This is a genomic window from Ideonella alba, from assembly GCF_018069875.1.
Classification (GTDB): domain Bacteria; phylum Pseudomonadota; class Gammaproteobacteria; order Burkholderiales; family Burkholderiaceae_C; genus Ideonella; species Ideonella alba.
This window is the reverse complement of sequence record NZ_JAGQDF010000006.1, coordinates 11,361-30,571: the sequence shown is the minus strand read 5'-3', so window position 1 is coordinate 30,571 and position 19,211 is coordinate 11,361. Positions and strand designations below refer to the sequence as shown.

Sequence of the window (19,211 nt, the reverse complement as noted above, 5' to 3'; positions counted from 1 at the left end):
TGTCCCGTGCAGATCGACATTCCGGAACTCTGCCTGGTCATGCTCGTCGGCGCGACCGGCTCGGGCAAGTCCACCTTTGCCCGCCGCCACTTCCTGCCCACCGAGGTGGTGTCCTCGGACTTCTGCCGCGCGGCGCTGGCCGACGACGAGAACGACCAATCGGTCACCCAGGACGCCTTCGAGCTGATGCACTCGATCGTCTCCAAGCGTCTGCGGCTCGGGCGGCTCACGGTGGTGGACGCCACCAATGTGCGGCCGGCGTCGCGGCAGGGATGGATCGAGCTGGCCAAGACCCACAACGTCTTCTGTGTGGCCATCGTGTTCGACCTGCCCGACCAGGTGCTGGTGGAGCGGCACGCGCAGCGCACCGACCGGCCCTTCGGTGCGCATGTCATCCGCCACCAGCGACAGGACCTGAGCCGTTCGCTGCGCGGGCTGGAACGCGAAGGCTGCCGGTACGTTCACGTCTTGAGGCAGGCCGAGCAGGTGGACCAGGCCACGGTGAGCCGGACGCGGCTGTGGACCAATCGCCGCGACGAGACCGGCCCGTTCGACATCGTCGGCGACGTGCATGGCTGTCTGGACGAGCTGCTGCAGCTCACGCAGCGCCTGGGGTACGAGCACACGCGCCAGGACGGCGGATGGCAGGTCCGCCATCCGCAGGGGCGCAAGCTGGTCTTCGTGGGTGATCTGGTCGACCGGGGGCCGGATTCGCCGGGCGTGGTGCGCTTCGTCCAGGGTGTTGTCGCCTCCGGCGCGGGTTTCTGCGTGGCCGGCAACCACGATGTGAAGCTGGCCCGGGCCCTGATGGGCAGGGACGTGCAGGTCACGCACGGGCTGGAGCGCTCGCTGGCGCAGCTGGCCGACGCGTCCGCGCAGGACCGGCAGGACATCGCCGCTTTCCTGGACGGGCTGGTCAGCCACTACGTGTTGGACTGTGGGCGGCTGGTCGTCGCCCACGCCGGGCTCACCGAGGAACTGCAGGGCCGCGCGTCGGCCCGCGTTCGCTCCTTCGCGATGTACGGCGAGACCACGGGCGAGACCGATGAGTTCGGCCTGCCGGTCCGCTACCCCTGGGCCAAGGCCTACCGCGGCCAGGCGATGGTGGTCTACGGCCACACGCCGGTGCCGCAGGCGGAGTGGCTCAACAACACCATCTGCCTGGACACCGGTTGCGTGTTCGGCGGCCAGCTGACGGCGCTGCGCTACCCGGAAAAGGAACTGGTCAGCGTGACGGCGGCGCGCGAGTACTACCCACCGATGAAGCCGCTCGCTGCTGCGGCGCCGTCGCTGTCGGCGCAACTGGCCGCCGATGACATGCTGGACATCGACGATGTCGGCGGCAAGCGCTACATCACCACCGAGGTCTACGGCACCGTCCAGGTCCGCGAGGAGAACGCGGCGGCGGCGCTGGAGGTCATGAGCCGCTTCGCCGCCGACCCCCGCTGGCTGATCTACCTGCCGCCCACCATGTCACCGGCGGAGACGTCGGCCGAACCTGCGCTGCTGGAGCACCCGGCTGAGGCCCTGGCCTACTACCGCAAGAACGGCGTCGCCCAGGTCATCTGCGAAGAGAAGCACATGGGCTCGCGGGCGGTGCTCGTCGTCTGCCGCGGTCCCGAGGTGGCGCTGCGCCGCTTCGGTGTCCAGGGCGAGGGCATCGGCATCGTCCATACCCGCACCGGTCGGCGCTTCTTCGCCGACACGGCGACCGAGCAGGCGCTGCTGGCGCAGGTGGCCGAGGCGGCCGAACGCGCGGGCCTGTGGGACGAGCTGTCCACCGACTGGCTGTGCCTGGACGGCGAGCTGATGCCCTGGTCGGCCAAGGCCATCGAGCTGATCCGCACGCAGTACGCGCCGGTGGCGGCATCCGGCAGCGAGATGCTGAGCAGCCTGCAGGACCTGCTCGGTCGGGCCGCCGCCCAGGGGCGCAGCGTGGAGGCGCTGCAGCGGGTCGTTGACGAGCGGCTGTCGTCGGTGAGGCAGTACCGCGACGCTTACGGCCGCTACTGCTGGGACGTGGGCGGTCTGGCCGACCTGCGGCTGGCGCCGTTTCACCTGCTGGCGGCCGAAGGGCGGACCTTCGTGGACCAGCCCCACGACTGGCACATGCGCACGCTGGCCCGGCTGGCCGCCGAGCAGCCCGCGCTGATCATCGCCACCCCGCACCGGGTGGTGAACCTGGACGACGAGGCGGCCTGCACGGCCGCGGTCGAGTGGTGGCGCTCGCTGACCGCACAGGGCGGCGAGGGCATGGTCGTGAAACCCATCGATTTCGTGACGCGCGGCCGCAAGGGCCTGCTGCAGCCGGCGATCAAGTGCCGTGGCCCCGAGTACCTGCGCATCATCTACGGCCCCGAGTACCTGCGGCCGGAGCACCTGGAGCGCCTGAGGGAGCGCAACGTCTCGGCGAAGCGCAACCTGGCGCTGCGGGAGTTCGCGCTGGGCATCGAGTCGCTGTCGCGCTTCGTCCGCCAGGAGCCGCTGCGGCGGGTGCACGAGTGCGTGTTCGGCGTGCTCGCGCTGGAAAGCGAGCCGATCGATCCGAGGCTGTAGCTAGTGTGCTGTCCCGCAGATAACTGCCCTATGGACGGGTCGAAACGGGGATGAGCCGTAGGCGCACGAGCGGGCAGATACCGGGTGGTATCTGCCCGGTTGGGCAACGCCCGGATCGCCCCGTTTCGACCCGCCCCGCAGGGGTTCATTCAGATGGCGCCCTCGCGCGCCCGCCGCAACGGGCGCATACCGCCAGGTATGGGCCCGTTGCGGCGAACGCACGATCATCACCATCTGAACGAATCCATAGGGCAGTTATCTGCGGGACAGCACACTAGGTCGCCTCCAGGGCGCTGTGCACCCGGTCGCGGCCCTGGGCCTTGGCGATGTAGAGCGCGGCGTCGGCCAGCGCGATCGTCTGCTCCAGGTCCTGGCTGCCCGCCGTGCGCGTAGGCAGGCCTTCGGCGACGCCGGCCGAAACGGTGCAGCTCAGCGACAGGCCGTTGGGCAGGCGCACGCTGGTCTGGCGCACCGAATCCACCAGGCGCTGGCCGAAACGGTGGGCGGCGGCCAGGTCGGCGCCGTCGAGCAGCACGATGAACTCCTCGCCCCCGTAGCGGCCGACCAGGTCACCGACCCGGGCGTTGGCACTGACCTCGCGGGCCAGGTGCACGATGGCCTGGTCGCCGGCGGCGTGGCCGTGGCCGTCGTTGATGCGCTTGAAATGGTCGACGTCGATCATCGCCACCGCGTAGCGCGCCCCCGGCTGGGCGGCCAGGCGCTGGCGGGCCTCCTCGTAGAAGGCGGTGCGGGTGAGCACGCCGGTCAGGCCGTCGCGGCGGGCACGCTCCGAGATCGCGCGGCGGCTGAGTTCGTGCACCGTGGACATGAAGCTGACCGAGGCGGCCACCAGGAACAGCCCGCCCAGCAGCAGCGACACCGTGTGCGCGGGGGCGGTGGCATGGATGTCGTAGCTCATGCCCTGCAGCGCGCGCCAGGCGCTGCTGCCGGCCCGCCAGGCCACGGCCGCGGCCGCCGATGCGGCCGCCAAACCCACAAAGCGCGAGGACGCCAGGGTGCGGGCCTGCGGATCGGTCCACATCAGGTGGGCGATGGCGCCTGCCAGCGTCGCGATCGCGCCGGAAACCACCACGGCCGCCAGCCAGCCCAGGTGCGGGTCGAACAGGGCGGGCAGCACGCTCACGGTGGCCAGGCCCACGGCCCAGCGGCTCAATTGTCGGCGTGGCGGCGCGTCCAGCAGCCGGGCCTGGGCATGCAGGAACAGCGCCGGGACAGCGGTGACCGCCACGTTGGCGCCCACGAAGGACAGGCCGAAGGGGATGTGGCCGCGCAGGAAATACATCAGAAAGGCCACGCCGGCGGCGCTGTTGGCCAGTGTCCACAGGCGCAGACCGCGCGCCTGCTCGGGCATCGAGCGCGCGACGCTGGCGGTGAAGGCGGCCATCACGAAGCTCACCATGGCCGTGGCGAACAGCAGCGTGCGGGTGTCGAGCGGGGGGCCGGGCAGGTCGGGAAACACAGGCGAAGGCGTTGGCGCCGCGGGGGCGGCTCGACCGGATATCGGCCGGTGCCGCCCTGACTTGAGATCGCCTGTGGGTGTGCGAGGGCGCCTCAGCCGGGGGCCTGGGCCTGGCGACAGTGCACCTGCACCACCTCGCGCCGCCCGCCGTCCACCCGCACCGCGCTGAGCGCGCCGCCCCAGACGCAGCCGGTGTCCAGCGCCAGCAGGTCGGGCCGGTTGATCAGGCCCAGCGTCGACCAGTGGCCGAAGGCGATCGGCTCGCCGACGCTGGCGCGGCCCGCATGGCTGAACCACGGGGCGAAGCCGGGTGGCGCCTGTTCGGCGCTGTCCTTGGTGTCGAACTCCATCAGACCGTCGGCGCTGCAGAAACGGATGCGGGTGAGCACATTGATGATGAAGCGCCAGCGGTCGAAGCCGCCCAGCGTGTCGTCCCAGCGGGGCGGCTCGTTGCCGTACATCACGCGCAGGAAATCGGGGAACTGCGGGCCGCGGATCATCGCCTCCACCTCGCGCGCCAGCGCCAGCGTGCGGGCGCTGTTCCACTGCGGCAGCACGCCGGCATGCACGGTCAGCCAGCCGCAGGCGCTGTCGGCCAGGCGGCACTGGCGCAGCCAGGCCAGCCAGGCCTCGCGCTCGTCGTCGGCCAGCAGCGCGTCCAGCGTGTCCTTGCGGTGCGGCCGGCGCACGCCCGCGGCCACGGCCAGCAGGTGCAGGTCGTGGTTGCCCAGCAGGCAGGTGGCGCTGGCACCGAAGCCGCGCAGGCGCCGCAGCACCGCCAGCGAGTCGGGGCCGCGGTTGACCAGGTCGCCCAGCACGTGCAGGTGGTCGCGCGAGGGGCTGAACCCGATCTCGGCCAGCAGCTGGTCGAAGGCGTCGTGGCAGCCTTGCAGGTCGCCGATCAGGTAATGCATGGCGCGGATTCTGCTACGCTCGCGGGTCCTTTTCTTTCAGCGGCGGCGCCTCGGGTGGTCCGCCGCGTTCCATGGACGTTGCACTTCTTGTCCTGCTGATCCTGATCAACGGTGTGTTCGCGATGTCGGAAATGGCCTTGTCGGCCAGCCGCAAGGCGCGCCTGCAGGTGATGCTGGAGTCGGGCGAGAGCGGCGCGCAGGCGGCGATCACGCTGCATGACAACCCCACGCGTTTCCTGTCCACGGTGCAGATTGGCATCACCTCGATCGGCGTGCTCAACGGCATCGTCGGCGAGGCGGCGTTCTCGGGGCCGCTGGCCGACTGGCTGCGTGCCACCTTCAGCCTGGGCGAGCGCACCTCGGCGGTGACCGCCACCGCGCTGGTGGTGATGATCATCACCATCCTGAGCATCATCTTCGGCGAACTGGTGCCCAAGCGCCTGGGCCAGATGTACCCCGAGACCGTGGCCCGCCTGGTGGCCCCCGCCATGATGTGGCTGTCCTCGGCCACGCGGCCGCTGGTGGCGCTGCTGAGCGTGACCACCGAGGCGGTGCTGCGCCTGATCGGCATCCGCGGCGGCCCCAGCCGCAGCGTCACCGAAGAGGAGATCGCCGCCCAGCTGGAAGAGGGCCTGGACGCCGGCGTGATCGAGGCGCAGGAGCACCAGATGGTGCGCAACGTGTTCCGCCTGGACGACCGCCAGATCGGCTCGATGATGATTCCGCGCGCCGAGATCGACTGGATCGATGCCGACGCTCCGGTGACCGAGGTGCTGCGCATCGTCACCGAGGCCGAGCACTCACGCTATCCGGTGTGCCGCGGCGGCCTGGACGATGTGATCGGCGTGGTGGCGGCGCACAGCCTGCTGCGCCCGCTGGCCGAAGGCCGCCTGGGCGCCGTGAGCGATCACCTGGCGCCACCGGTGTTCGTGCCCGAGACGCTGTCGGGCATGGAGCTGCTGGAGCACTTCAAGACCAGCGGCGCCGAGCTGGTGTTCGTGGTGGACGAGTACGGCGCGGTGCAGGGCGTGATCACCGTGCGCGACGTGCTCGAGGCCATCACCGGCGAGTTCGGCATGCCCACCGACGAAGACGCCTGGGCCGTGCAGCGCGAGGACGGCAGCTGGCTGGTCGACGGCCTGATCCCGGTGCCCGAGCTGAAGGACCGGTTGAACATCAAGGAACTGCCCGAGGAAGACCGCGGGCGCTACAACACCCTGGCCGGCATGGTCATGCTGCTGCTCGGGCGCCTGCCCCGCACCGCCGACGTCGTCGAGTGGAGTGGCTGGCGTTTCGAGGTGGTGGACCTGGACGGCAAGCGCGTGGACAAGGTGCTGGCCAGCCGCCTGCACGACCCTGAAGACGAGAGACAAGAGCCATGATCAATCCTGACCTGCACAAGCAACCCCAGCTGCTGGACCGCAGCCTGCATCGCCATCTGCGCCTGCGCAATGACCTCAACAACCTGGTGGTCGCCAAGCAGCTCAACGCGATGTTCCTGACCGTGGCGGAGTTCGCCGATGCCTGCAAGGAGTACCCGATCCTGTTCCTGCGCGCCGGCGAGCTGGACGGCAAGCCGCAGGTGGCCGCGGTGGCGGTGATGGGCCTGAGCCCGGGCGAGAACCTGATGATGGAAACCACCCACGACGGCAGCGAGCGCTGGACCGGCCGCTACGTGCCGGCCGTGCTGCGCGCCTACCCGTTCACGATGGCCCGCACCCAGCCCGACCAATGGGCGGTGGCGATCGATCGCAGCTGGAAGGGCTTTTCCGAGACCGAGGGCGAGCGCCTGTTCGATGACCAGGGCGAACCCACACCCTACATGAACACCGTGCGCGAGTTCGTCGAGCGCGTCGAGGCCGAGATCGAACGCACCCGCAAGGCCGGCGAACGCCTGCTGGAGCTGGGCCTGCTGCAGGAGAAGCGTTTCGATGCCACGCTGCCCGACGGCCAGCCGCTGGTGGTGGACGGCTTCCTGGCGGTGGATGAGGAGAAGATGGCGGCGCTGGGCGACGCCGAGGTGCTGGAGCTGCACCGCGGCGGCCTGGCCGCCGTGCTGATGACGCACCAGGTGTCGCTGGGCAACATGCGCGCGCTGATCGAGCGCCGTCTGGCCAAGGCGCCCGCCGCCGCCTGATCAGGCGCGGTATCCCAGGCGCTGCGACAGCGCCTGGGCGGCCTGCTGGGTGCGGCAGGCCGCTGCGAAGCGGCCAGAGGTGGCTGAAGCGCCCGGTCTACACCTTGAAGACCGAGACCGCTTCCACCAGCTGCTGAGCCTGTTTCCTGAGGCTCTCGGCGGCGGCGGCGCTTTCCTCCACCAGGGCGGCGTTCTGCTGCGTGGACTGGTCCATCTGACCCACCGCGAGACCCACCTGCTGGATGCCGCTGCTCTGCTCGGCAGAGGCGGAGCTGATCTCGCTGACGATGTCGCTGACGCGCTGGATGGATCCGACGATCTGCGCCATCGTCTCGCCGGCCTGACCCACCAGGGTCGTTCCCTGCTCGACCTGCTCCACGTTGCGGGTGATCAGGCCCTTGATCTCCTTGGCTGCCTCGGCGCTGCGCTGGGCCAGGCTGCGTACCTCGCCTGCCACCACGGCGAAGCCACGGCCCTGCTCGCCTGCGCGGGCAGCCTCGACGGCGGCGTTGAGCGCCAGGATGTTGGTCTGGAAGGCGATGCCGTCGATGACACCGATGATGTCACCGATCTTGCGGCTGGACTCGCTGATGTTCTGCATCGTCGTGACCACTTCGCCGACGACGGTTCCACCCTGCTGGGCCACGCCGGCCGCGGCGCGGGCCAACTGGTTGGCCTGCTGGGCGCTCTCGGCATTCTGTCGGACCGTGCTGCCCAGTTGCTCCATCGACGAGGCGGTCTGCTGCAGTGCGCTGGCCTGTTGCTCGGTGCGGCCAGACAGGTCCTGGTTGCCCTGGGCGATCTGGCTGCTGGCCGTCGCCACGCTGTCGCTGCCGCTGCGGACCTGGGACACGATCGTCGCCAGGCTCTGGCGCATGGCCCCCATCGAGGCCAGCACGCTGCCCGACGGGGCCACGCCGGCGCCCTCGATCGGGCTCAGGTCGCCCTCGGCGATGCGCTGGGCGGCGTTGCCCAGGACGTCCGGCTCGGCGCCCAGCGAGCGCATCAGCCTGCGGGGAATGAAGATGCCCAGGCCGACCGCCGTGGCGATGGCCACCAGCAATGCCGACAGCAGGATCGCCCGGGCCGTCGCATAGCTGTCCTGGGCCTGCTGGGTGTCTTGTTCCCCGCGCTGCGCTGCGTAGGCCAGGTACTCATCACCGGCTTTCATCAGCGCGTCCAGCAAGGGCTGGCATTCCGCATTCATCTTGGCGATGGCGGCGTCGCGCTCGCCGTTGGTGGCCTTGGCCACGATGTCCAGGGCCACAGGGCCGTACTTGGCTTCGATGGCCAGGATGGCATCGACCAACTGCCTGACCTTGGGATCCGTGGCCTGTTCGGCGCGTTTACGCAACTCGGTCAGCTGGGTCTGGACCTCGGCGTGCGCCTTGTTGACCGCCAGCTTCTCGGCCTGCAGACGCTGAGGATCGGTCACCAGTACCAGGTTGCGGGCTGCGATGGCGCGCGCGTTGGTGGCATCCAGCGCCTTGTTGGCCAGAGCCATTCGCTCCGCCGGTCCGTGGACATAGCGGTCGAATGCGTCGCTGGTGTTGGCCGCGGTTCTCAGGCCCAGCAGGGCGGTGATCAGCACCAGGGCCGCGAGCGCACCGAAAGAGTAAAGCAAGAGGGTGCGGGTCTTCATGGGCGGGTGTCCTTCAAGGTGTCGCCCTGCGGTGGGCCAGGGCTGTGCAAGTGTCGCGGTCGGGACAGGCGCACCATGCGTCGAACAGGCCCTGAACAGGAGCCCACTTCAGGCTCGGACACGCCATCCCAGGCGTTGCGACAGCGCCTGGGCGGCCTGCTGCATGCGGTGGGCCACGGCGCCTTGCGGTCCCAGGTCGATCGCGGCGCCCGGGCCGACCACGGTCAGGCCCAGCACCAGCCGCCCGCCGCTGTCGAACACCGGCACCGCCAGCGCGTGGATGCCCGGCACCGCGTCGCCCTCGGCGCGGGCCGGCTGGCCGGCGCGGATGTCTGCCATCGCCTGCTGGAAGGGCGCATCGGCGGCCAGTTCGTCCAGGCCGGCGCCCAGGGCCTCGCGCAGGCGCTCGGGCGGCAGCAGCGCCGCGAACAGGCGGCCCGAGGCGGTGTCGCGCAGGCTCATCACCGTGCCGTGGCGCATCGTCACGTGCACCGGCGTGGCCGCCTCGGCCACCCGCACGATGGTCGGGCCGCGGTTGCCCCACATCGCCAGCGCCACCGTCAGCCCCAGGGACTCGGCGAGTTCCTCGATCAGCGGGGTGGCCAGGCGCAGCGGGTCGTACTGCTGCAGGCCGATCAGGCCCATCTGCAGCGCCAGCGGGCCCAGGCCGTAGTGGCCGCTGGGCGCGTCCTGCGCCACCAGGCCCACCTTCTGGAAGCTCACCAGGTAGGGGTGGGCCTTGGCCGGCACCATGCCGGCCCCGCGCGCCAGGTCCTTCAGCGGCAGCGGGCGACCGTGATGGGCCAGCGCCAGCAGCAGCTGGCCGCCCACCTCGATGCTCTGGATGCCCCGCGGACCGCGGGGCTCGGCGTCGTCGCCGGGTTCATGCAGGCTCATTGGCTCGGGTTTATACTGAAACGAATCGATTAGACATTATCGAACAACCAATCTAAGATCAAGGGGTGGAACCCGCAGGGCGGGCTCCGCCGTTTTCGCGCCGCCGCCACAGGAACACCGCCATGAGCACCAAGACCTTCGCCTCGCACGCCGACCTGGAAGAAAAGCAGGTCAGCTTCGTCCAGTTGTCCGAGCACGCCTGGGCCTACACCGCCGAGGGCGACCCCAACACCGGCATCATCATCGGCGACGACGCGGTGATGGTCATCGACACCCAGGCCACGCCGGTGATGGCGCAGGACGTGATCCGCCGCATCCGCACCGTCACCGACAAACCCATCAAGTACGTGCTGATGAGCCACTACCACGCGGTGCGCGTGCTGGGTGCCAGCGCCTACATGGCCGAGGGCGGCGAGCAGATCATCGCCAGCCAGGACACCTACGACCTGATCGTGCAGCGCGGCGAGCAGGACAAGGCCAGCGAGATCGGCCGTTTCCCGCGCCTGTTCCAGAACGTCGAGAGCGTGCCCCCGGGCCTGACCTGGCCCACCATGACCTTCACCGGCAAGATGACCGTCTGGCTGGGCAAGCTGGAAGTGCAGTTGCTGCAGCTGGGCCGCGGCCACACCAAGGGCGACACGGTGGCCTGGCTGCCGCAGGAGAAGGTGCTGTTTTCGGGCGACCTGGTCGAGTTCGACGCCACCCCCTACGCCGGCGACGCCTACTTCCAGGACTGGCCGCAGACGCTGCGCAACATCGCCGCGCTGAAACCCGAGAAGCTGGTGCCGGGCCGCGGCGCCGCGCTGGCCACGCCGGAGCAGGTGCAGGCCGGCCTGCAGGGCACCGAGGCCTTCGTCACCGGACTCTTCGCCAGCGTGAAGGCCGGGGCTGCCGCCGGCAAGCCCTTGCGCGCCGTGTATGAAGAGACCTTCAAGGCGCTGCAGCCCAAGTACGGCCACTGGGTGATCTTCAACCACTGCATGCCCTTCGACGTGACCCGTGCCTATGACGAGGCCACGCAGTACCCCGACCCGCGCATCTGGACCGCCGAGCGCGACATCGAGATGTGGAAGGCGCTGGAAGGTTGAACGCCATGCTGGACGCCACCCACGCCCCCACGCTGAAGAGCTGGGTGCCCTCGGCCAACCAGCCGGGCACCGACTTCCCGATCCAGAACCTGCCCTTCGGGCGTTTCCGACGTGCCGGCGGCAGCGAACCGCTGCGCGTGGGCGTGGCCATCGGCGACGAGATCCTGGACCTGCAGCAGGCGCTGGCCGCGGGCGGCTGGAGCGCCGAGGCCCAGGCCTGGCTGGCGCCCTTGGCGGCGGGCGACCTGAACGCCCTCATGGCGCAAGGCCCAGCGGCCCGCAAGGGCCTGCGTGCCGCGCTGAGCGCCGCGCTGCGCGAGGGCAGTGCGCAGCAGGCTGCGCTGGCGCCGTGCCTGGTGGCGCAATCCGCCGCCGAGATGGCGCTGCCCTGCCAGATCGGCGACTACACCGACTTCTACACCGGCATCCACCACGCCACCACGGTGGGCAAGCTGTTCCGCCCGGACAACCCGCTGCTGCCCAACTACAAGTGGGTGCCGATCGGCTACCACGGCCGGGTCTCGTCGATCGGCGTCAGCGGCCAGCAGTTCCGCCGCCCCAAGGGTCAGTTCAAGGCACCGGACGCCGCGGTGCCCGAGTACGGCCCCTGCCAGCGCCTGGACTATGAGCTGGAGCTGGGCGTGTTCGTCGGTGCCGGCAACGCGCTGGGCGAGCCGATGGACATGGAACGGGCCGAGGCCGACTGGTTCGGTCTGTGCCTGCTCAATGACTGGTCGGCGCGCGACGTGCAGGCCTGGGAGTACCAGCCGCTGGGCCCCTTCCTGGCCAAGAACTTCGCCACCACGATTTCGCCCTGGATCGTCACGCAGGAGGCGCTGGCGCCGTTTCGCGTGCCCTTCGCCCACCCGGCGGACGACCCGCAGCCGCTGCCCTACCTTGACTCGCCCGCCAACCGCCGCCAGGGCGGCGTGGCGGTGCAACTGCAGGTGCAGATACAGACCGCGCAGATGCGCGCTGCCGGTCAGGGCTTTGCCACGCTCTCAAGCAGCGACTTCCGCGACGCCTACTGGACCGTGGCCCAGATGCTGGCCCACCACAGCGCCAACGGCTGCAACCTGCAGCCCGGCGACCTGCTGGGCAGCGGCACGCAGAGCGGTCCGCAGCCGGAGCAGGGTGGTTCGCTGCTGGAACTCAGCCAGGGCGGCAAGCAGCCGCTGACGCTGCCGGGTGGCGAGACGCGCCGCTTCCTGCAGGATGGTGACGCGATCGCCCTGGTCGGCCGCTGCGACGCGGCGGGCGCGGTAGGTATCGGTTTCGGGCCCTGCGTGGGCACGGTATTGCCGGCGGTCTGAGGTCGCAGCGATCTATCATTGGTGTCCCGACCTGCATGGATGCTGCATGCTGATCCGCCAAGACCCGAAGTCCGCTTGGCCCACCGGCCTGGACCTGCGCCGCCGCATCGCGATCCATGCGCGCCCCGATCACCGCGCGGACTTCCGGGTCGGTCTGACCGCCGATGTCGATGGCCGCGTCGAGCTCTACCACCGCCTGGCGCCCGGCTTCACCGAGCTGGTGGTGCTGGGCCAGACCACGTCCGAGACCCAGATGCGCGAAACCGAGCGCGACCTGCGACAGTGGTACCGCGACGATTTCGACAGCCCGCATTTCGGCGTCGTCGGCGCCGATGGCCCGCCGCCGTACTACCTGTACGTGGCGCTGCGCTGATCAGGCGCTGAGGATCCAGCCCTCCAGCGGATCCATCGTCGCCGGCAGGCCCCAGCCCGGCTGGCCCACGGCCCAGGCCGCCTGCAGCAGGCACAGCACCGCGTCCAGCCGGTCGCCGCTGGCGTCCTCGGCCAGGGCTTCGTGCTGGGCCGGGCTCAGTTTCAGGCGCAGGCCCAGCCGGCTGCGGCCCTGCTCCAGCGCGGCCAGCAGGTCTTTGCGGGCGATCAGGCGCTCGGGCGTCTGTTTCGCGCGCTCATCGCTCTTGTACGAGCGCGCGCCGATCAGCTCGCGCGCCAGCAGGCCGGGGTAGGCCTCCAGCGCCACGCGCGCCGGGTCGCCCGCGTGCAGGCCGGGCAGGTCCACCCCGGCCTCGATCAGCCGCGGCACGCCGGCATGCAGCATGTAGGCCACCGGCGGATTGACCCACTTCATGCTGGGCGAGGAGCCCGCTGGCACATCGCAGGCGCGGTGGGCGAACTTGCCACCGGCCGGTCGGGCATCGCAGAAGGCCTGGAAGGTGGCGCGGATCTCCTCGCGCGAGAGCGCCGCGTAGTGGCGCATCAGCGCCGCCCAGTCGGTGGGCCAGCCCAGCGCCAGCACCAGCTCGCGCGGCAGGCCGAAGGGCAGGTCGAACGCGCCCGCCCAGGGGCCGGGGCGCTGAAGCAGGGCGCTGAAATCGTCCAGGCGCGGCAGCGTCTCGATCGTGTCGAGCCGGACCACCGCGCCCACCCGCCGGCCCCAGGCCGCGACGATGGGCTTGGCGGCGCGGGGCGCGCTGGAGAAGTCGACGCCCAGCAGCAGCCGGTCGGTGGGCGGGGCAGGGTGGGGCATGGTGGCGCGCATTCTCGCTGCCGGGACCGGCCGGCGTGGCGACAATGCCGGGATGACCCGCTCCCGTGTGTTGATCGTCCTGGCCCTGCTCGGTGCCCTGTTGCTGGGCCTGTTCGCCGCCTACCGCGTGGCGCTGCAGCGCCTGGAGGCTGGCCTGCGCGAAGCCCTGGGCCCGCGCGCCACGGTGGGGGCCATCGAGGTGGGCTGGACCGGTCTGCGGGTGCGCGAGCTGCATGTGGCGGCGGCGCCCGGCTGGCCAGCCGATGAGGAACTGCACGCCGGCCTGGTGACCGTGCGCCCCGACCTGGCCAGTGCCTTCAGCGGCGCCTGGCGGGTGCAGCGCATCGTCGTCGAAGATGCCCGCATCGTGCTGCTGCGCACCCGCGACGGGCGCTTGCGCGTGCTGCCCTCGATGCTGGAAACCGGCGCGCGCGCCGCCGCGCCGGCTGCCAGCGCCACCACCCCTGCGCCCGCGGTGCTGATCGACCACATCGTGCTGCGCGGCGTGCAGGTGGACCTCTTCGATGCCAGCCTGGCGCTGCCGCGGCCGCACCGCATCCGCCTGGCCGACCTGAACGCCACACTGGACACGCTGGTCCTGCCCGGGCTGGACCGGGCGATGGATGTGGACCTGTCGGCCACGCTGAAGGGTCCGGCGCACGACGGCCAGGTGGCGGTGCGCGGCCAGCTCACCCCGGCCACGCGCGAGGCCGAGCTGGCGGCGGCGCTCACCGGCATCGACATGCGGGCGCTGCAGCCCTACCTGCTGAAGGTGAACGACGGCGGGATCCGCCAGGGCCGGCTGGACCTGCAGGTTCAGGCCAGCGTGCGCGGTCAGCGGCTGAAGGCGCCGGGCCGGATGGTGCTGACCGGGCTGGAGCTGGCCGACGGCTCCGGCCTGCTGGGCCGGCTGGGCAGCCTGTCGCGCCAGGCCGCGGTGGCGGCGCTGCGCAACCAGGGCCGCATCACGCTGGACTTCACGCTGCAGGGCCGGCTGGACGACCCCGCCTTCTCGATCAACGACAGCCTGGCCCAGCGCTTTGCCACCGGCGTGGCCGAGGCGGTGGGCGTGAGCCTGGGCGGGGTGGTGGAAGGCGTGGGCAACGTGATCAAGGGCCTGTTCGGCCGCTGACGCCGCCGGCATAGACCCCGGCGGCGCGGGGCGAAGCAGGGCTTTGGCCACCCGCCGCGGCCGGAACGCCGACAATACAGGGTTGCCCCTGCACCCCGCCGTGACCGTCACCACCACCTCCGCCGCCCCCGCCCGCCCGAAGGCGCTGACCGCCTATCGCCCGTTCTGGGCCAAGCGTTTCGGGCCCGCGCCCTTCCTGCCGATGAGCCGGCAGGAGATGGCCGCGCTCGGCTGGGACAGCTGCGACATCATCATCGTCACCGGCGACGCCTATGTCGACCACCCCAGCTTCGGCATGGCGGTGATCGGCCGCACGCTGGAGGCGCAGGGCTTCCGGGTGGGCATCATCGCCCAGCCCGACTGGCACTCGGCCGAGCCCTTCGCGGCGCTGGGCCGCCCGAACCTGTTCTTCGGCGTGGCCGCCGGGAACATGGATTCGATGATCAACCACTACACGGCCGACCGGAAGATCCGCAGCGACGACGCCTACACCCCCGGCGGCGTGGCCGGCAAGCGGCCCGATCGCGCCACCCTGGTCTACACCCAGCGCTGCCGCGAGGCCTTCAAGGATGTGCCGGTGGTGATCGGCGGCATCGAGGCCAGCCTGCGCCGCATCGCCCACTACGACTACTGGAGCGACAAGGTGCGCCGCTCCATCCTGGTTGACAGCAAGGCCGACCTGCTGGTGTATGGCAACGCTGAGCGCGCCATCATCGAGATCGCGCACCGGCTGGCGCAGAAGAAGCCGATCGACAGCATCACCGACGTGCGCGGCACCGCCTTCCTGCGCAAGCCCGATGACCCGGCGCTGGCCGGCTGGTTCGAGATCGACTCGACCGAGGTCGACACCCCCGGCCATGTCGATGCCCTGCTGAGCCCCTACGCCGAGGTCGACACCACGCCCGGCGCCGCCTGTGCCGAGGGCGCTGCCGAGCCGGCCGCCGAGCAGCCGGTGCGCCTGGTGCGCCGCGCGCTGGAACACCAGGGCGCGCGAGCGATCACCACGCCGCGTGACCACACCGTCATCCGCATCCCGGCCTACGAGCAGGTCAAGTCCGACCCGGTGCTCTACGCCCACGCCAGCCGCGTGCTGCACCTGGAGACCAACCCCGGCAACGCCCGCGCGCTGGTGCAGCGCCACGGCGAGGGCCATATCGCGCGCGACCTGTGGGTCAACCCGCCGCCGATCCCGCTGTCCACGCCCGAGATGGACCACGTCTTCGATCTGCCCTACGCGCGTGCGCCGCACCCCTCGTATGCCGACGCGCAGGGCAGCCATGACGGCGCCACCAAGATCCCCGCCTGGGAGATGATCCGCTTCAGCGTGAACATCATGCGCGGCTGCTTCGGCGGCTGCAGCTTCTGCTCGATCACCGAGCACGAGGGCCGCATCATCCAGAGCCGCTCGGAAGACTCGGTGATCCGCGAGATCGAGGACATGCGCGACAAGGTGAAAGGCTTCACCGGCGTGGTCAGCGACCTGGGCGGCCCCACCGCCAACATGTACCGGCTGGGTTGCAAGAGTCCTGAGATCGAGGCCGCCTGCCGCAAGCCCAGCTGCGTCTACCCCGGCATCTGCCCCAACCTGAAGACCGACCATGGCCCGCTGATCAAGATGTACCGGCGCGCCCGCTCGCTCAAGGGCGTGAAGAAGATCCTGATCGGCTCGGGCCTGCGCTACGACCTGGCGGTGCAGTCGCCCGAGTACGTGAAAGAACTGGTCACCCACCACGTGGGCGGCTACCTGAAGATCGCGCCCGAGCACACCGAGGACGGCCCGCTGTCCAAGATGATGAAGCCCGGCATCGGCACCTACGACCGCTTCAAGGCGATGTTCGAGCAGGCCAATGCCGAGGCCGGCAAGCAGCAGTTCCTGATCCCGTACTTCATCGCCGCCCACCCGGGCACGCGCGACGAGGACATGATGAACCTGGCGCTCTGGCTCAAGCGCAACGGCTTCCGCGCCGACCAGGTGCAGACCTTCTACCCCAGCCCGATGGCCACCGCCACCGCGATGTACCACACCGGCCTGAACACGCTGCGCGGCATCCATCGCGACAGCCGCGCCGAGAAGGTGGACATCGTCAAGGGCGACCGTCGCCGCCGCCTGCACAAGGCCTTCCTGCGCTACCACGACCCGGCCAACTGGCCGCTGCTGCGCGAGGCGCTGAAGGACATGGGCCGGGCCGACCTGATCGGCAATGGCAAGCACCAGCTGGTGCCGACCTGGCAGCCGCGCGAGGACGCCGGCTACCAGAGCCCGCGGCGCAGCAACTCGACGCCCACCAAGGCCGCAGCACCCGCTGCGGCGCCGAAGAAGGGCCGGGTGCTGACCCAGCACACCGGCCTGCCGCCGCGCGAGACCGGTGCGCGGCCGGCGCCGCGCAAGCCTCAGCGGCCCGGCGGTCCGAAGCGGTAGAGCGCGTCCTCGCTGGGCGCGCCGTGCAGCGTGCTGGGTGCGCTGTGGTCGAGCACGAAGCCGCACTTGTCCAGCACCCGGCGCGACGCGGTGTGGCGCAGGTCCACGCTGGCCCACACGGTGCTGCCCGGCCAGCGCGCCAGCAGTTGCTGCAACCAGACCTGCAGCGCCGCGGTGGCCACGCCCCGGCCGGCGTGCGTGCTGCCAATGCGGTAGCCCACCCACAGCCGGCCATCGGCCTCGCGCGTGGCCTGCACCAGGCCCAGCGGCGCGCCGCTGGCGCGGTCGCGGATGACGGCGTTGAGCCAGGTCTCGCCGCTGTCCGCGGGCGCGCCGGCCACCCAGCGCGCCACGCGCGATTGCCAGGCCGCCAGGCCGGGCGGGCGGTGGTCGTCGGTGTAGGTGTAGAGGGCGGGGTCCTGGATCAGCGGCCACAGCGGCGCGGCGTCGTCCAGGGTGATCGCGGTCAGTGTGATCATGGCCAGATCGCCTGCAGCAGTTGCGCCAGCCGGGCGCCGGCGCGCAGCAGTTGGCGGCGCTGGAGGGCGTCGCGCGCCGCCGCGTCATCGGGGCCCAGTTGGGTCCACTGCGGCGGGTCGCCCTGCGCTGGCCCGAAGCGCAGCGGCGACAGCGCCTGGCGCGCCACGTCCAGCGTGTCGCTGGCCCAGGCGGCGGGCCATTGCGACACGGGCAGCTCGGGGCGGGGCAGGGCGCGGGCCTGGGCCAGCAGGGCCGCGTCCAGGTTCAGCGAGGGCGCGGCGTCCCACAGCGCGTGCAGGTTGCGCTCACCCACGCTCAGGCGGTTGCCGCCGGTGGTGTCGTTGGCGTGGTCATGAGGGGCGTGGTCGGGGTCGATCGGCCGGCCCGCGCGGTCCAGGTAGAGCGCGCCCACATGCAGCGGCTGGTGCAGGTCGCCCACCAGGTGGGCCAGCCAGGCCAGGGCCTCGCGTTTGTTCTCGAAGCGCAGCGTTCCGGCGGGCGACTCACCGCGCAGCGTGGCAATGGCGGCCTGCAGCGCGCCGACGATGTCGTCCGGCCGCGTGCCCGCCAGGCCCGGGCGCCAGGCCGGGCGCTGCAGCGCGACGTCGGTGTAGTGCAGGCGGCGGTGGCAGGCCTCGGGCGAGGTGTGCGGGCCGCAGGCGCCCTCGAAGGCCGCCACCGCGCGGGTCAGGTCCTCGGCGCTGAAGACCCGGCACTCGCGCGGCCCGCTGGGGACGCTGCCGGGGCGGCCCACGCCGCGCAGGCAGTCGGGCCGCTGGGCGGCGTCGGCCAGGGTCCAGCCCACCGGCTGCAGCAGCGCGCGCACCTCGCGCTCGGCACGGCTGCCGGCGATCAGCGATTCGGCGATGGCCACGCTGGCCTGGTGGCCGCGCGGGCCCCAGGCCCTGGCCGTTCCCAGTGTCAGCACCAGCAGCAGGAGCAGGGCCAGGTGCTTCATCGTCATCCCAGCGCCAGCGCGGCCACGCCGCCGGCCATGCAGGCCGCGCCCGCCAGGCGCCAGCCGCGGTCGGCCTCGCCCAGCCAGCGCCCGCCGATCAGCGCGGCGAACAGCATCGACACCTCGCGCGCCGGCGCCACATGCGACAGCGGCGCCATCGTGGCTGCGTACAGGACCAGCACATAGGCCAGCGGGCTGAACACCGCCATCACCAGCGCGTGCTTCCATTGCGTGTGCAGCGCCTGCACGAAGCCGCTGCGGTCGCGCCAGCAGGCCGGCAGCATGAAGGGCACGCGCAGCAGGTTGCCGAAGTAGTCGACCAGGATGGGTGAGACCATCAGCACCTTCACCGCATAGCCGTCGATCACCGTGTAGCCGGCGATCAGCACGCCGGTGGCCGCACCCCAGGCCAGGCCGGCGCGCACGCGCAGGCGCTGCGCCGGGTCATGGGCGCGTGCCCAGAGCGCCGGGCCGCCGGCAATCAGCCAGATGCCCGCGCACACCGCCAGCACCCCGGCCACGCCCAGTGGGCCGGGCGTTTCGGCCAGCAGCCACCAGGCCAGCGCGGCGCTGAGCAGCGGGCCGGTGCCGCGCGCCACCGGGTAGACCACGTTCAGGTCAGATCGCCGGTAGCCGGTCAGCAGCACATTGAAGTAGACCAGGTGGGTGACGGCGCTGGCCGTCACCAGGCCCCACTCCAGCGCGCCCCAGCGCGGCAGTTCGGTCCACGCGGCCCACACGCCCACCGGCGCCCAGAACACGACGATGCCAATCGCCGACAGCAGCACGAAGTGGTGGTTGCCACCGGCTTTCTTGGCGGCCACGTTCCACAGCGCGTGCAGCAGGGCGGCGATGATCACCAGGGCCAGCGCGCTGATCGGCATGGTTCAGTGGTGCCGGGCCCGCGTGGCGCGGCCGCAGGGGTGTGGCGTCGGCAGCGACGAGGGGCGCGGCGGGCAGGGGCGCATCGCGGCATTGTCGGCGATGGCGG

16 protein-coding genes are annotated in these 19,211 nt (G+C 71.3%); 8 read left to right on the top strand and 8 right to left on the bottom strand.

The window, feature by feature from the left end; genetic code table 11:
• The first annotated feature begins 6 nt into the window (after nt 1-6).
• The gene (locus KAK07_RS11750; RefSeq protein ID WP_310740722.1) at nt 7-2,556 is read left to right on the top strand and encodes a polynucleotide kinase-phosphatase; all 2,550 of its coding nucleotides are present in this window, start codon (nt 7-9) and stop codon (nt 2,554-2,556) included.
• A 274-nt stretch (nt 2,557-2,830) separates the two neighbouring features.
• On the opposite strand, the gene KAK07_RS25770 is transcribed toward KAK07_RS11750, so the two are convergent.
• Together KAK07_RS25770 and KAK07_RS11740 are read right to left on the bottom strand one after the other, a co-directional pair.
• Complete coding sequence (locus tag KAK07_RS25770) at nt 2,831-4,036, bottom strand: GGDEF domain-containing protein (protein ID WP_210860903.1); 1,206 nt, start codon at nt 4,034-4,036, stop codon at nt 2,831-2,833.
• Nucleotides 4,037-4,128: 92 nt separating this feature from the next.
• On the bottom strand, nt 4,129-4,950 hold the full coding sequence (locus tag KAK07_RS11740; protein ID WP_210860901.1) for a symmetrical bis(5'-nucleosyl)-tetraphosphatase: 822 nt from the start codon (nt 4,948-4,950) through the stop codon (nt 4,129-4,131).
• 71 nt (nt 4,951-5,021) lie between these two features.
• Between KAK07_RS11740 and KAK07_RS11735 the strand changes: the two genes are divergently transcribed.
• Both KAK07_RS11735 and KAK07_RS11730 read left to right on the top strand, forming a co-directional pair.
• A complete protein-coding gene (locus tag KAK07_RS11735; RefSeq protein ID WP_210860899.1) occupies nt 5,022-6,332 on the top strand; it encodes a hemolysin family protein in 1,311 nt (436 codons plus the stop codon).
• Complete coding sequence (locus tag KAK07_RS11730; RefSeq protein ID WP_210857104.1) at nt 6,329-7,087, top strand: SapC family protein; 759 nt, start codon at nt 6,329-6,331, stop codon at nt 7,085-7,087. Before KAK07_RS11735 ends, KAK07_RS11730 begins: the two co-directional genes overlap by 4 nt.
• 97 nt (nt 7,088-7,184) lie before the next feature.
• Here KAK07_RS11730 and KAK07_RS25765 read toward each other — a convergent pair whose 3' ends face one another.
• Together KAK07_RS25765 and KAK07_RS11720 are read right to left on the bottom strand one after the other, a co-directional pair.
• Nucleotides 7,185-8,729, bottom strand: coding sequence for a methyl-accepting chemotaxis protein (locus tag KAK07_RS25765; protein ID WP_210857103.1), 1,545 nt, complete (start codon nt 8,727-8,729; stop codon nt 7,185-7,187).
• Nucleotides 8,730-8,837: 108 nt separating this feature from the next.
• A complete protein-coding gene (locus KAK07_RS11720) occupies nt 8,838-9,626 on the bottom strand; it encodes an IclR family transcriptional regulator (RefSeq protein WP_210860897.1) in 789 nt (262 codons plus the stop codon).
• Nucleotides 9,627-9,748: 122 nt separating this feature from the next.
• Between KAK07_RS11720 and KAK07_RS11715 the strand changes: the two genes are divergently transcribed.
• From KAK07_RS11715 to KAK07_RS11705, 3 genes are read left to right on the top strand one after another with little or no spacing between them, the layout of a single operon-like run.
• Nucleotides 9,749-10,714 carry an MBL fold metallo-hydrolase gene (locus tag KAK07_RS11715; RefSeq protein WP_210860895.1) on the top strand — a complete coding sequence of 322 codons (966 nt, stop codon included), beginning with the start codon at nt 9,749-9,751 and terminating at the stop codon, nt 10,712-10,714.
• Between the two features lie 5 nt (nt 10,715-10,719).
• A complete protein-coding gene (fahA, locus tag KAK07_RS11710) occupies nt 10,720-12,027 on the top strand; it encodes a fumarylacetoacetase (protein ID WP_210860893.1) in 1,308 nt (435 codons plus the stop codon).
• Nucleotides 12,028-12,073: 46 nt separating this feature from the next.
• Nucleotides 12,074-12,400: a hypothetical protein gene (locus KAK07_RS11705; protein ID WP_210860891.1), complete on the top strand. Its 327-nt coding sequence runs from the start codon at nt 12,074-12,076 to the stop codon at nt 12,398-12,400.
• Here the strand turns inward: KAK07_RS11705 and KAK07_RS11700 are convergent, their stop codons facing one another.
• Nucleotides 12,401-13,231, bottom strand: coding sequence for a DUF429 domain-containing protein (locus KAK07_RS11700; protein WP_210860890.1), 831 nt, complete (start codon nt 13,229-13,231; stop codon nt 12,401-12,403).
• Nucleotides 13,232-13,283: 52 nt separating this feature from the next.
• Here KAK07_RS11700 and KAK07_RS11695 point away from each other — a divergent pair, with 52 nt between their 5' ends.
• Together KAK07_RS11695 and KAK07_RS11690 are read left to right on the top strand one after the other, a co-directional pair.
• Nucleotides 13,284-14,363: a DUF748 domain-containing protein gene (locus tag KAK07_RS11695; protein WP_210860887.1), complete on the top strand. Its 1,080-nt coding sequence runs from the start codon at nt 13,284-13,286 to the stop codon at nt 14,361-14,363.
• A gap of 82 nt (nt 14,364-14,445) precedes the next feature.
• Nucleotides 14,446-16,782, top strand: a complete 2,337-nt coding sequence (locus KAK07_RS11690; protein WP_375141226.1) for a YgiQ family radical SAM protein — start codon at nt 14,446-14,448, stop codon at nt 16,780-16,782.
• On the opposite strand, the gene KAK07_RS11685 is transcribed toward KAK07_RS11690, so the two are convergent.
• Genes KAK07_RS11685 through KAK07_RS11675 form a run of 3 tightly spaced genes read right to left on the bottom strand, consistent with a single transcriptional unit; the run spans nt 16,755 to nt 19,104 of the window.
• Entirely contained in the window at nt 16,755-17,261 is a 507-nt protein-coding gene (locus KAK07_RS11685) for a GNAT family N-acetyltransferase (RefSeq protein WP_210860885.1), read from the bottom strand. The genes KAK07_RS11690 and KAK07_RS11685 overlap by 28 nt on opposite strands.
• On the bottom strand, nt 17,258-18,226 hold the full coding sequence (locus tag KAK07_RS11680) for a S1/P1 nuclease (protein ID WP_210860884.1): 969 nt from the start codon (nt 18,224-18,226) through the stop codon (nt 17,258-17,260). The genes KAK07_RS11685 and KAK07_RS11680 overlap by 4 nt, the downstream gene beginning before the upstream one ends.
• Nucleotides 18,223-19,104 carry an EamA family transporter gene (locus KAK07_RS11675; protein ID WP_210860882.1) on the bottom strand — a complete coding sequence of 294 codons (882 nt, stop codon included), beginning with the start codon at nt 19,102-19,104 and terminating at the stop codon, nt 18,223-18,225. Before KAK07_RS11675 ends, KAK07_RS11680 begins: the two co-directional genes overlap by 4 nt.
• Between the last annotated feature and the right edge of the window lie 107 nt (nt 19,105-19,211).

Bases quoted from the DNA above. Each gene is read 5' to 3' on its own strand.
- fahA (WP_210860893.1), top strand. From the start codon at position 10,720: ATGCTGGACGCCACCCACGCCCCCACGCTGAAGAGCTGGGTGCCCTCG.
- KAK07_RS11685 (WP_210860885.1), bottom strand. From the start codon at position 17,261: ATGATCACACTGACCGCGATCACCCTGGACGACGCCGCGCCGCTGTGG.
- KAK07_RS11720 (WP_210860897.1), bottom strand. From the start codon at position 9,626: ATGAGCCTGCATGAACCCGGCGACGACGCCGAGCCCCGCGGTCCGCGG.
- KAK07_RS11680 (WP_210860884.1), bottom strand. From the start codon at position 18,226: ATGACGATGAAGCACCTGGCCCTGCTCCTGCTGCTGGTGCTGACACTG.
- KAK07_RS25765 (WP_210857103.1), bottom strand. From the start codon at position 8,729: ATGAAGACCCGCACCCTCTTGCTTTACTCTTTCGGTGCGCTCGCGGCC.
- KAK07_RS11695 (WP_210860887.1), top strand. From the start codon at position 13,284: ATGACCCGCTCCCGTGTGTTGATCGTCCTGGCCCTGCTCGGTGCCCTG.
- KAK07_RS11740 (WP_210860901.1), bottom strand. From the start codon at position 4,950: ATGCATTACCTGATCGGCGACCTGCAAGGCTGCCACGACGCCTTCGAC.
- KAK07_RS11675 (WP_210860882.1), bottom strand. From the start codon at position 19,104: ATGCCGATCAGCGCGCTGGCCCTGGTGATCATCGCCGCCCTGCTGCAC.
- KAK07_RS11700 (WP_210860890.1), bottom strand. From the start codon at position 13,231: ATGCCCCACCCTGCCCCGCCCACCGACCGGCTGCTGCTGGGCGTCGAC.
- KAK07_RS11715 (WP_210860895.1), top strand. From the start codon at position 9,749: ATGAGCACCAAGACCTTCGCCTCGCACGCCGACCTGGAAGAAAAGCAG.
- KAK07_RS11705 (WP_210860891.1), top strand. From the start codon at position 12,074: ATGCTGATCCGCCAAGACCCGAAGTCCGCTTGGCCCACCGGCCTGGAC.
- KAK07_RS11730 (WP_210857104.1), top strand. From the start codon at position 6,329: ATGATCAATCCTGACCTGCACAAGCAACCCCAGCTGCTGGACCGCAGC.
- KAK07_RS11735 (WP_210860899.1), top strand. From the start codon at position 5,022: ATGGACGTTGCACTTCTTGTCCTGCTGATCCTGATCAACGGTGTGTTC.